Here is a 13,328-nt window from a genome sequence, read left to right on the forward strand (position 1 = left end):
GAAAGTTTCATATATCTGGCTATGAGTAAAGTTATGTTAAGTAGGGAATATGCTTGATTTACTGGTTTGTGGACAACCTCTTATAGCCCTTCCCATAATAGTCCAAAAAGAGTAAGATATGGATTTATAGTAGTGAAGGTAAGGATGCCAGTAGCATATAGTTATGACTTAAGGAAAAAGGTAATGGAAGCGTTGGATGAAGGAGAGAGTGGAGAAACTGTTGCCAAGAGATTTAAGATCGGAAAAACAACTTTATATGAGTGGAAGAAAAGACGTGAGAAAACGGGAGATTTTCAGTCAAAAAAGCCTGGAAGCGTGGGCTATAACCATAAAATTACCGACTGGAATGCATTTGCCGAATTTGCAAATGAACAAGGTAGCAAAACTCAGTCAGAGATGGCTAAGCTTTGGGGCAATATTAGTAGACAAACAATTCATCGAGCACTTAAAAATATAGGATTCACAAGAAAAAAAAGACCTACGGGTACAAAGAAAGAAATGAGGAGCTCAATTTGCAAAGGTTATAGCGACAAAAGAACCTAAAGAATTAGTGTATATAGATGAGTCTGGCATTGATAACACTGAAGACTACCCTTATGGATATTGCCAGAAGGGACAGCGGTTTTATGCCCTAAAATCTGGCAAGAAAACTCAACGAATCAGCATGCTTAAGTGGAAGAAAGATAGTTGCTCCGGTAACCTTTGAAGGCCACTACAATATGAATATCTTTAATAAATGGTTTGAGCAGTTCCTGACACCGATTTTGGAACCTGGACAAACTGTTATCCTTGATAATGCTACTTTTCATAAGTCTAATAAGATTACTGAACTTGCTAAAGGAGTTGGTGCAGAAATTTTATATCTACCGCCTTATTCTCCCGATTTTAACAAAATTGAGCATCATTGGTTTGCTATAAAAAACAGAATTAGGAAAAACATTCCTCTATTCACATCTTTTCATCATGCTGTTGATTCTTCCTTCTTATGACTTTTTTGGACTATTATGGAAAGGGCTATAACTCTCGCTTGTGCGCTTCATGTCCTGGTTGCCTTCCTGGATTCCTGTTACTCTTCTTTTTTGTTTTTTTACATCTTGTGATGGTGGTAGAGATAAATTTTTTGAATTTAAACCCAGCTTGTCTTGTAACTCTATTACTTCCTTTCTAAGATTTTCTATCTCTGCTTTCAGATCGGCATTTTCTGACTCTAACACCACAATCTTCTCTTGCAGCACTTCTATCATTAAACCCTCTCTATCTAGCTTATCTTCTCTATACCACTATACCATTTTTGTAAACTACTTTCTTATATCGTGAACGGTTACTAGAAAAGCTTTCGAACTATGCAAGGTATCTTTTTGCCTTTACTATTTCTTTATTGTTTTAAGGCAACTGTCTGAGCTCCTCTGCCTTAGCATTATATCTCCACTTTCTGCAAGTTATTCCATTAAGTAGTAAAAATATTAGACTTGCTGCAAAACTAAGAAAAAAAGACCAAAGATAGAGCAGATTGAACTTACAGTAAAAATAGAACAAAAAACTCCAACAATAAATTGTACAAACTTCATCAGGTTAACTTTAACTTAAGAAAACATAAATCAAATTTTCTTGCTAAAAGACCTTACTTTTTCTCCAACCTTACTCAAACGCACTCTAGCTTAATGCATAATTTTACCCATAAACAACCTTATCTTTGGTACTTTTATTAGTTACAAGTCATCTAGAAAACCCAGATGCTCTACGAAGCCCACCAATCAATATCAGATCCTGCTCTTGTCCTATAGCATTCAATATAGCGTATAACAAAACCATCGCATCTTCCCCAGTAATACGCTTGCATCCTCCACAAAATTCGTATTCACTTAACTGTCGATTTGCCTCCACCCTTTTTCGTTCAACTTGCTCTGCGGTGTTAGCATACTTCAACTCTATTCCAATTGGATGAGTATCATCATTTTCCGCAGATTTTGATAATATTAGGTCTATTTTCCTTCCTCTCTGTAGCTGGAACTCAATAATTACCTTGGCAGGATTACCGCAACTTTGAAATATCCCACGCAACAAAGCCTGAAATTTAGCTTCATTGTTCACGAGTAGACGGTTTCCATTTAATAACGGAGACAACAGACGAGAAATCTCGTTAAATAAAACTTCATACCTAGCCCTGTACTCACCATTCACATTACCATCATTACCAAAATTAGGCGCAGCACTCATCAATTCATCTGCAAATTGATGTAAGTTCCTAACGTTACCCATTTGTTCTGAGAACCTACCCTCAAAATAACCTTCTCTATGAGAACGTGAGTAAGCACGTAGTGATTTAAACTTCCTTGCAGAAACCACTTGTAGATGATTCTGGGCATCCACCTTACAAAGCACCTCACGTACCTTAGCATCACCTGTGGCTTGAGGTAGTAACGATAGGTCCAATGCCTTATCTGGCAAAGTCTGCCACTTCAAATGACGAAAAATGTGAAGCACAACAAAACCAATACTTGATACAAATAGAGCTAGAGTTAACGTATGCCTTACAATTTCTGCTGCATTTCCCCTACCACCTATACGTCTCATTCTCTCTCTTTGAGAGCAGTTAAATAGATACTTGTCAACCGTTACTACCCTTCGTCTACCAGCTACTCTTAAAAGATCGGCTGTGGACAAAACATTTCCCAAGAAAAACGATGACATACAGGAAAAAGTGTCACAATGAGGTGATTGAGTGAACTCTGATTCTATGGGTTGTGAAAAACGTTTTACACTCCCAATAACTTCATTTCCATGAGGATGTAGTAACCCCGGTATTAAGGAAAGACCACCTTCTGAAAAGGCCTGCACAGAAGTTCGTAGACCATCACCTCCACGCAATTGAAAATTTAACGCTACACAAACAGCACTTGGTGATGAGGTATGAATAGGCAAAGACGAAACAGAACAACTTTTAGCATAATCTTTAGCTTGTTCTAACCCTTCCTCATCACCAACCTTCAACTCAATTATAACTGGAACTGAATCATTTGCCTGATCAACACCACGAACAAGCAAAACAACATCTGCATAACCTTTTCCTATGAGTAGCTCTGGGTAGACACCAGCCACAGACCGGTATCTAAAATTTACTAAAAAACCACACAGAAAACCGTGGTAATCAGACTCTGCACCGAACACTAAGCTACCTTCATGTTCATCATGTATATCAACAATGTATTGCAAAATCCTTTTAACATTAGTACGCACTTCTCCTGCGTTATCATTTGCCAACTCATTCATCAGGTCTAACAATTCACCTGGTGCTCTGATTGGGTTAATTTCGTGAAAAACTGGTGCTTCATATTCATCACGTTGAGGGAAACTGTGTCCTTCATCAAAATGCCTACATTCCTCTCCAAATCGAAATATTTTATACTCTTCCCAGTCCAGATCCTCATCTTCCTGTAATTCTTGTGGAAGATTTTCTTCTACCTGCTGCTTCTCTTCTGCACTAAACCTTGACCCAGGGCTGTTCTCATTATCAGCAATAGTATAACACCTTACTATTCTTCTATCTTCTTCATTAGTAAGAACTGCAACTTTCAGATTTCCACAACCGTCAAAACGAAAATAAATTCTTTCATCATTTGGATCTGCAATACTAGAATCATGTGCAGTAGCAAACATGCCAAAGAAGAATGCAGGAAAAAAGCCGTGCTTATTAGCAGAATGCAAAAAAGATGGACAATTGTTTAAAAAATCCTCAAACTTCCCACTGAACTCAGTACAATTTCCATTTAATAAATCCCTAACTAATTCATCATCTTCATCATTACCATGCATAAACACTCCTACTTGTTAATAACTACAACAGGCGAACCACTAACACTAGTGCCTGCTAACGTGGATTGAGGAACTTCAGTGCTAGCAGAGGATAAATTCAAATTTCTTGCCGACTTACACAACTCTTCTATTAAATTGCAGGAGCTAGTTGCATCTATCATCTTAGAATTCCTTGTTTTATCTAAACTATTTGCTATCCTCTCTTTTAATGATTTAAAGCTTTTGTCTGAACAACAATCTTTAGCAAACTTTAAAATACTCAAGACCAAATCAACTTTTTCACCATCGCCAGCACTTTGAGTATTCTTGCTGTTCTCCTGATCTACAATCAAATTTGAAATTGCATTTTCCATTGCAACAAAAGCAATCCTATCTTTAAAAGAATCAACAACATTTATTTTATTTTGGTTAAATACGCTAGATCTCCAAAGACTGCTAATAGCTGACCTTGCTTCATTCCTGTTATCCAAGTCATAATCTTTAGAAACTACAACAAATGAAAGCGATGAGAGAAGATGTGCATATCCTCTAGGTGAAAGCATTTTCTCTACTTCAGATCTTGAACATCCCTCGCTCAAGTACTGGATAACATACTTAGTTGTGCAAAGAAAACCGTGCTCTACTAAGCAACTAAGAGGACGATAGATAACACCCCTATCTTTCTTATTCGGTAGCCCGAGCAGTGACTTATGATCTACTTTCGCGCTTATGACTTTACCTAGAAGGGAATTTAAGGTAGCAGCAAGTTTATAGCCAGATTGAAATGGAGATAATTTTGCAATAGCAGAAACTAGCAACTTTTCTCGCCCTTCTTTCCCTAATTTTTTTTCAGAACATAGAAGATTATAGAAGTGTTCCACTCCCTTACTCCACTTGAAATCTACAGCCTTATTAAATCCATCTTCTGCTTCTATATTTTCTTTGAGGTCACCTGATTTTTCATCAATCCAGAAACTGAATACATGGTCATCCTTCTCTACAAAGCGCAACAGTTCAACTCTTGCAAGTTTGTCGTTGGCAGCCAACTCCCGATTCTCCTTACTCGCGCCTTTATGACATAAATCAAGCTTAAAAGACTCCAACATCTTGTTGAATAGTTGCCTAATTTCACTCTTCACACATTCAATACATGCTATTTCATAGATAGCAAAAGGATCCAATATATCTAACCTGGCCAACTCTTTCACCAATCTAGCAGGATTTAACTCTATACCTGACCAACAAGATTCATCACGAAACGCATTACATAAGAGGTCCGATTGCTCAACGGTTAGACCCTCTACTGTTACAGGGTGAGCCTTGACCCATTCCTCAATAGCTGAAGTTCTATCACCTTTAACAACATCCTTCAGCTTACTTATTACTTTGCTAGAGATAATCTCTTTATCTTCTTCAGAATCAGAACTGAGACGAGATCTTTTGCTTGGGCCTGCATTACCCTTCAAATCTTCCGTTCCACGTTTAGTTTTACTTTTTGGCATCTAATTACCTCAAAATCAAATATTCAATGAAGGTATTATACAAGCATTAGAATAATATACAAATCGAAAAATTAGTGTGCACCTAAATTTAAGCAGTAAGTATAGACCTGCTGCAAAAGAGGAGATATAAAGAGAGATGTAGCAAGAGGGAAGATGAGCTTAAATTATCAAATCAACGTTATTCTACTTTACCTCACTAGCATTTTCCTTACCTTGAACCTTACTATTACTCACAAATATAAACATTCGTTACGTAGTTCTTAATATGTCTACAGAGACGAAATTTCCCGAATTATTTATAATTAACCCTCACGATCACATTCTGGGACCATACATCAGAAAACTTTTATATTATTAGTTTTGTAGTAAAATTATATGAGTACATCATATCTATTAAATCAGAAGCTTTATGGATTATAGACTGAGAGCTTATTTGTTTGGGGTTATCTGGTTTATACTTAGCTTATTTAGTAGTGTAGCTAATGATACTATATCAAAATATCTAAGTTTACATCTTCAGAGTTTTGAAATAATTTTTTTCCGCTTTCTGTTTACCACTATTACCCTTGTACCTTTTATGTTTTACTATGGAATAGAAGCTTTTAAAACAAGTCAAATATCTATTCAAATAACTAGAGGTGCATTATTGTTTTGTGGAACGGTCTTATGGACCTATGGATTGAGTACTTTCCCCATAGTAACTGCAACGATTATAAGTTTTTCTATACCATTATTTGTTATACTTCTTGCAATCCCTTTACTAAACGAAAATATAATTTGGCAAAGATGGATAGTAACTATTATTGGTTTTGTTGGTATTGCTATTACTATCAAAGCTCATAGTGAAGACTTTAATCCTAAAATTCTTATTTTTATTGTATCTGCATTAATCTTTGCTATATTAGACATACTTAATAAGAAACTTGTGATAAAAGAGTCAGTAATAAGTATGTTATTTTATTCAGCTCTAACGACAACTATTTTTTCTACTCCACCTTTGTTATTTTATTGGCATATGCCTTCCTTGTTGGAATTAGTATTACTGCTGATTCTGGGAATTAATTCAAATCTAATTTTGCTCTTTATCTTAAAAGCTTTTACTCTTACTGATGCTACTGCACTTGCACCTTATAGGTACATAGAGCTAATAATTTCTGCAATAGTAACATACGTTATATTTAATGAATTACCTGATAAAAGTGCTTTATATGGTACTTTGATATTAATATCTTCAACCTTATTTATAATTTATTCGGAAAGTAAGGCAATTAAGCAAAATAATGTAACAACAAAAGTTTATGACTCTCATTGTTAATGGTATTTATTTTAGATGCTAAGCTATATTTTTAAGGTGATAATAAAATGCACATAACTATTATAGGAGTAGGGTATGTAGGCTTAGTATCTGGTACAATGTTATCGGAGCAGGGCCATAAAGTTGATTGCATTGACATAAATACTGAGAAGATTGAACTTTTGAAATCAGGGAAAATTCCTCTATATGAACCTGGATTAGCAGATTATTTAGAGAATAATATAAAGTCACAAAGGATAAGATTTTTCGATTCGTATTTTCAAATAAATCCCAATACAGAAGTAGTATTTATAACTGTAGATACTCCATCAGACTCCCTAGGAAATGCAAATTTAAAGAATGTATATAATGCAGTAAGTGAAGTTTCTGAGAGAGTTAATCAAGATTGCTTAATAGTGATAAAGTCAACTGTTCCTCCTGGTACTGCAGAAAATATACATAATTATTTATCTAATAAGGGCTATAACTTTGATTTGGGGGTGAATCCAGAGTTTTTCAAGCAAGGCTCTGCAGTATCAGATTTTTTATACCCAGATAGGATAATAATAGGAGTAAAAACTAAGCTAGCTAGGGCAAAACTAGAAGTTATATATAGACCATTTATAGATAAGAATATTCCGTTAATAGTCACTGATACAGTTACTGCTGAAATGATTAAATATGCTTCTAATGCTTTTCTAGCAACAAAGGTTGCTTTTATCAATGAGATGGCAGGTTTATGTGAGCTATTAGGAGCAGACATTGACCTTTTAGCTAACAGTATGGGAATGGACCATAGAATAGGTAAGGAATTTCTCAAAGCTGGTCCAGGATTTGGAGGATCATGTTTTCCTAAAGATTTGTCAGCTTTAATAAGGCTTGCTGAAGACCACAATGTTAAGCTACAAATTTTAAATTCAGTTAAGGAATCTAACTATAATCATATAACAAACATTGCTAAAAAGGTAGAATATCTATTAAATGGAGTCCAAAATAAAAAAATAGCAATATGGGGGCTAACTTTTAAGTCTGGTACTGATGATGTAAGAAATAGCCCAGCTATAGATATTGCACAATTGTTAGTGAATAACAAGGCTAAAATTACTGCATATGACCCAATGGGGATGGATAATGCTAGGCAAGTTCTAAAGGATATAGAGTACGCGGACAATGCTATAGGGGCTGCAAGGGACGCGGAAGCCTTGTTATTGTTAACGGAGTGGAAAGAATTTAAAAATCAAGATTTTGCAAGTTTAAAGAGTATTATGGCTGCACCTAATGTTTTTGATTTCCGTAATTTATTAGATAGCGAGCTGTTACTAAGATATGGTTACCATGTTTATTCCTTGGGTAAAAAATCTATCTACAAAGTTTAACTGTTGAGAAATTTTTTTTACACCGCTTTACTTAGTTTTTTAAGATCTTTGCTTGATAGTATGGAAAAGCAAACGAGTGCAACAACAGAGCAAATGGAAAAAAATGAAAACATAATACTGTTACCACAGTGCTTAACAAGTACTCCTAAGAGCACGCATGAAAATATTGAACTTGCAATATACCCAAATAATCCTGTTAAGCTTACAATTGCACATACATTATTTTGTGGAGCAATTTCTACAGCTATAACACCTGTCAGTACTTGCACTCCAAATATAAAGAATCCTGATAAGATTGCACCAAGGTTCATAAGAATTATGTTTTGACCAAAGTTCATTGCAATAAAAGTGAGTGCTATACCCAACATGTAAAATAATGCCAGCAAGCTTCTATTTTGAAAGAAGTACATATCACTAATTCTTCCTGTGATTAAAGTTCCAAGGATTCCACCTAAATCATATACACCTGTTATTAGTGAGGATTGTACAAGAGAAATTTGTAATTTATCCCTTAAAATTATAGGAAACCAAAAGAAGATTCCCATTTTTATAATATAAGCACAAAAAGTAGCACAACATAGAAACCATATGGAACTTGTTACCTTGATACCTATTTGAGATTTATGCACCTTATAATAGGTAGTAAAGTTGGCAATTTCTTTGTAATATGCTTTTAATATTATATAAATTCCAAAAAGTAAGCATAAGAGACCAGAGTACAAAAATGCACTCTTTGCATCATACATTTTTATTATACTTGGTAATACAATTAAAGTAATACAAGAACCAAGTTGCTGAGATGCGCTCATAACTCCCCATGATGATGCAATTGAAGAGATGCTAGAGTTTGTAACCATAAACTTGGTAATAGCTGGCCAACCTAACCCTTGTGTCCAAGCTAATAATATTAATGTTAACAGTAATAAAGTTAGATTATTATATGATAAAGTTATACCAATGGTTAATAATCCAGTTGCAATATTGCATAGCCCAAACATAAATAATGGATTATTTTTGGAGTCCATGATTATTCCATTAACAAATTTTGATACTCCATAAAAAAAAGAAAAGCAGGCAAAAAAATAGCTTAATTTTACATGGTCAGTATCTATTAACAGTGGTAGAGCAATTGGTATACTTTGTCTTGATAAATAAAGCAGCATATATCCACAGAAGAATAGTAAATATTGAAAGAAGACAAAGTTCACACCTATTCCCAAATAGCTCTATGCAGATGCTAGCATAATACTATATTGGTATAATATTGTTTGACAAGAAGTTTGCAAACAATTAGTGCAGAAAATTACTTACTTAGTATCTTTCTTATAGCAGATACAGTAGCATTAATATCTTCATAGCTTATATCTCTATGTGTTATAGCTCTGATTTTACCTTTGATGTTAGCCATTCTAATTCCATAATTTGTCATTAGTACGTTTATTAATTCTTGAGTAGATATACAATTAGTACGTAATGAAAAATACGCTATATTAGTTTTATACAGGTCGATATCAATTATAACTTGATCTATGGAGTCTAGGCCTTCTATAAGGTGCTGCATTTTTTTATGATCTTCTTCTAAAGAATTTACATTATTATGTAGAGCATATAAACATGCAGCTGAAATAATGCCAGCTTGGTGCATACCTCCGCCAATTTGAAACTTATAGTACCAAGCTTTTTCAATAAACTCTTCACTTCCAAGCAATATTGCGCCCATTGGAGCACCTAATCCTTTACTAAAATCAATGAATACCGAATCAAAATAACTTGCATACTCCTTTGGAGATATTTTAGTATGAGCACAAGCGTTGAACAGTCTTGCTCCATCTAAATGAGTGAATACGTCATTCTCTTTACAAAGACTTGAGATCTCTTGAATATATTCTAAAGGCCACACAGCTCCACCTCCAAAATTTGTCGTTTGTTCGATAGAAACAAGCCCAACTCTCGGAATATTTCTTAAACTAGGACGAGTAATAAACTCAACAATTTGTTCTCCAGTAAATATTCCTCTCGTACCTTTGATGGGCAAAGGAGTGGCATGTGCCTGGGCTGCGATCAAGCCAGATTGTACTATAAGCGGATGTGAAGTTTCATCAAGCAGCAAGTAATCACCAGGTCTTTGAATGTGTACTTTATAAGCAATTACATTGGACATCGTTCCTGAAATCAAAAAGATTCCTGCAGGTTTACCTAATATTTTACATGCGGTTGCCACTAATTCGTTCACAGTTGGATCTTCACATGCAGCTTCGTTTCCAACTTTTGCTTTAGCCATCGCTTCCCTCATTTTAGCTGAAGGGTCAGTGTTTGAATCGCTAAAGAAATCTATTTTTATTCTCATATTAAATTTAACACAACCTCCTTTATAATTTCAGCAGCTTTCATGATGTCTGTTTCCTTTGTGCCAAGATGGGTAACTGCTCTTATATGAGACTCGATCCAAGGAAAAAGCAATAAACCATAAGCTTGGCACTTACTCAAGAAAACCTCATTAGTTACATTTAGTGCTTTTATACTAAAGCTTACTATATTAGTTTCTGGATAAGGTAGTACCAGTTTTATGTGTGGAATTTCTTTAATCTTATCTGCAAACAATTTAGCGAGCTTATTATCTTCTTTAAGCCTAGAGATATTATTCTGTAGTACGTATTTTGCTGCATTAGCACAATACCCTATCTGATGATAACCACTACCTAGCCAAACCTGTAGCTTTTTAGCCCTTTCAATTATCTCTCTTTTACCCATAAGCATTGAACCAAAAGGAGCGCCAAGTCCTTTAGTAAAAGAAAAGCTCATTGTATCCACATATTTAGCATAATCTGCTAAAGCAATATTTGTTTCGATATGAGCATTAAATATTCTCGCACCGTCTAAATGAAGATTTACATTGTGAGCTTTTAAAAAGTGATATAACTCGACTTGTTTTTCAAAAGGATAAATTTTACCATTAAACCCATTTATACTATTTTCTATAGAAACAAGACTCACCTGAGCAAAAATTTTATACCTCGGCTTAGAATTAATAGCATATTCTACTTCATCAACATCTAAGATTCCGCTATTATTTCTAATACAATTAAATACGATATTATTTACTTTTGCATTGCCTGCGCTATCGAAAAAATTAACGTGATAATTATAATGAGTTATTAGTTCATCACCAGGACTTGTTTGACTGGCAATGGCTAATCTATTTGCAAGCATACCGCTGGTTACAAATAATGCTTCTTCTACTTTGAATAATTGTTTGCAATATTCTGATAAGTCATTACAGCTTTTGTCTTCACCATAAGCAAAATCTCCAACAGTTGAATTACTTATTGCATTTATAATGTTGGAGCTCTGCAGAGTTGTAGTGTCACTTCTCAGATCAATAATTTTTTCCATCTTCTTTTTCGACATTCAAACAACCAATTTGAGCATTCCAAAGTTCCTTGTAAAGACCTTGCTTAGAAACTAGTTCAGCGTGTTTACCATCTTGGACAATTTTTCCTTTGTTAAATACTATAATTCGGTCCATGTGTAAAAGTGTAGAAATACGGTGTGCTATAGTAATCGTAGTTTTATTTTGCATCAGTTTAAATAAACTCATTTGAATTGTTTTTTCTGTTATAGAATCTAACTGACTAGTTGGTTCATCGAGAAATAATATTGGAGCGTTTTTTAAAAATGCCCTTGCTATTATTATTCTTTGTCTTTCTCCTCCAGATAGCTTGATGCCTTTTTCTCCAACTGTAGTTCCATATTGATCTGGTAGAGTCATAATGAAATCGTGAATACCAGCTAGCTTTGCAGCTCTCATTATTTCTTCGATAGTAGATTGAAGTCTACCATATATGATGTTTGCTAAAATAGTATTATGAAATAACAATGGGTCTTGAGGTATTACAGATATTTGTTGCCTCAAAGAACTCTGTGTAACTTCTGATACTATTTGATTATCAATCTGTATATTACCTTTTTTAACATCAAATAGCCTTAGAATTAAGTTTATAAAAGTAGATTTACCACCTCCAGAATAACCAACTAGACCTACCTTTTCGCAAGGATTAATGGTAACTGAAAAATCTTGAAATAATGGCTCCTGACCTTCATAAGAAAAAGAAACATTATTAAACGTTATTCTTCCACTTAATAAATTTAATTCTTTAGCATTTTCCTTATCTTGAATTTCTGGTACAGTAGTCAAGATTGGCAATGCATCTGAAACTTTGCCAAAATGAGTAGAAAATTGTGTAAGATTCCTAGTTAGATGGTTAAGAAACTCTATAATTGATATATTAATTCCAAGTACAAGAGCAATATCTCCTATTGCGATCTTGTTCAATTGATAATCATGAATTAAAAAGTACAAGTTTACTGCTTGGAGTATATCAAATGAATAGCCATATATAAACCAAAGCCAAAAGTATGCCCATTGTAATTTTCTCTCTGCAATAGTTCTTTTCTTGCATATTTGAAAAAATTTGTGTCTCTCATGTGCTTGCTGAGAAAATAACCTTACTGATATAACATTTAAAATACTATCTGCTATACTAGCTATTACTTGTGAATTTTGTTTAGAGTAATTATCAGCTAATTCAGTAAGTACACGAAAGCTGAAAATCGAGACTAAAATAAAAATGTTTACCCAAGTGAATGTAGCGATTGCAAATTTTATGTTTACTAATGATAAGGTATAAATAGCTAAGACTAATGCTATGCTGTAACCGAAAAAACAATCTATAAGCAATCTTATTAACTCTATCACACTATCCATTAAGTTACTGACCTTATGTACTAAGCTTCCAGATAAATTGTTCTGATAATAGGAATGGTCTTGTTGGAGTAGCCTACAAAAAGATATATCAGCTATCTTTTGACGCATTAAGGTAAACATTCGAATGTCAACAAAATAGCCATAGAATCTAAAAGCAGTAGTGATAAGTAATGCCATACCAAGATAAGCGCTTACAGGTAATAAAAGATTTTCAATTACATTACCTTCCTGATATTTTACAGCTGTATCTAGAATATTTTTTACTAAATACTTTCTAAAAGACAAATCAACAGCTACCACCAGGGCAACTAAAAACATTATAAGTACATTAAGCTTGAATTTAGATACTATATTCAAGATGAACATCAATACACATTTGAAGCTATCAACTCTACCTCTGTTCATTTATAATGCTAGCTCCACTACGTTGACTTTTTTATTGAGAAATACAAGTAGTGAAAACCATAAATTTTTGTATATTTTTCCTGAAATGTCTCCAGCATCATGTAGTGCTGATGCTCTATTTAGAATAAGTAGCTTATATAAATCTTGCTTAGTCTCAGTAGTGTCGATCTCAGAAATATTTGTAGTTGTGTCTG

General features: G+C 34.1%; 9 protein-coding genes and 2 pseudogenes. 3 read left to right on the forward strand and 8 right to left on the reverse strand.

Features of this window, described 5'->3' with window-relative positions:
* The first annotated feature begins 144 nt into the window (after window positions 1–144).
* Window positions 145–989, forward strand: a pseudogene (locus tag BA053_RS06660) (IS630 family transposase).
* Here the strand turns inward: BA053_RS06660 and BA053_RS02460 are convergent.
* From BA053_RS02460 to BA053_RS02470, 3 genes are all read right to left on the reverse strand, one after another.
* Window positions 984–1,244: a DUF6444 domain-containing protein gene (locus tag BA053_RS02460; RefSeq protein ID WP_065094363.1), complete on the reverse strand. Its 261-nt coding sequence runs from the start codon at window positions 1,242–1,244 to the stop codon at window positions 984–986. The pseudogene BA053_RS06660 and the gene BA053_RS02460 overlap by 6 nt on opposite strands.
* A gap of 472 nt (window positions 1,245–1,716) precedes the next feature.
* Window positions 1,717–3,813, reverse strand: a complete 2,097-nt coding sequence (locus BA053_RS02465; RefSeq protein ID WP_065094362.1) for a hypothetical protein — start codon at window positions 3,811–3,813, stop codon at window positions 1,717–1,719.
* 8 nt (window positions 3,814–3,821) lie between these two features.
* Window positions 3,822–5,294, reverse strand: a complete 1,473-nt coding sequence (locus BA053_RS02470; protein ID WP_065094361.1) for a hypothetical protein — start codon at window positions 5,292–5,294, stop codon at window positions 3,822–3,824.
* 409 nt (window positions 5,295–5,703) lie between these two features.
* On the opposite strand from BA053_RS02470, the gene BA053_RS02475 reads away from it, so the two are divergent.
* Together BA053_RS02475 and BA053_RS02480 are read left to right on the forward strand one after the other, a co-directional pair.
* Window positions 5,704–6,609, forward strand: a complete 906-nt coding sequence (locus BA053_RS02475; protein WP_065094360.1) for a DMT family transporter — start codon at window positions 5,704–5,706, stop codon at window positions 6,607–6,609.
* Between the two features lie 47 nt (window positions 6,610–6,656).
* Window positions 6,657–7,964, forward strand: coding sequence for a UDP-glucose dehydrogenase family protein (locus BA053_RS02480; protein WP_065094359.1), 1,308 nt, complete (start codon window positions 6,657–6,659; stop codon window positions 7,962–7,964).
* 17 nt (window positions 7,965–7,981) lie between these two features.
* On the opposite strand, the gene BA053_RS02485 is transcribed toward BA053_RS02480, so the two are convergent.
* The 5 genes and pseudogenes from BA053_RS02485 to BA053_RS07840 form a co-directional block, all read right to left on the reverse strand.
* Window positions 7,982–9,127: an MFS transporter gene (locus BA053_RS02485; protein WP_065094358.1), complete on the reverse strand. Its 1,146-nt coding sequence runs from the start codon at window positions 9,125–9,127 to the stop codon at window positions 7,982–7,984.
* Window positions 9,128–9,267: 140 nt separating this feature from the next.
* Window positions 9,268–10,311: a threonine aldolase family protein gene (locus tag BA053_RS02490; RefSeq protein WP_065094357.1), complete on the reverse strand. Its 1,044-nt coding sequence runs from the start codon at window positions 10,309–10,311 to the stop codon at window positions 9,268–9,270.
* Window positions 10,308–11,357 carry a threonine aldolase family protein gene (locus BA053_RS02495; RefSeq protein ID WP_065106716.1) on the reverse strand — a complete coding sequence of 350 codons (1,050 nt, stop codon included), beginning with the start codon at window positions 11,355–11,357 and terminating at the stop codon, window positions 10,308–10,310. Before BA053_RS02495 ends, BA053_RS02490 begins: the two co-directional genes overlap by 4 nt.
* Window positions 11,341–13,134, reverse strand: coding sequence for an ABC transporter ATP-binding protein (locus tag BA053_RS02500; protein ID WP_065094356.1), 1,794 nt, complete (start codon window positions 13,132–13,134; stop codon window positions 11,341–11,343). The genes BA053_RS02495 and BA053_RS02500 overlap by 17 nt, the downstream gene beginning before the upstream one ends.
* A pseudogene (locus BA053_RS07840) lies at window positions 13,135–13,328 on the reverse strand (phytanoyl-CoA dioxygenase family protein); the annotation flags it as partial.

Origin of the sequence: Wolbachia endosymbiont of Nomada ferruginata, assembly GCF_001675785.1 — a bacterium.
GTDB classification, from domain to species: Bacteria; Pseudomonadota; Alphaproteobacteria; order Rickettsiales; family Anaplasmataceae; genus Wolbachia; species Wolbachia pipientis.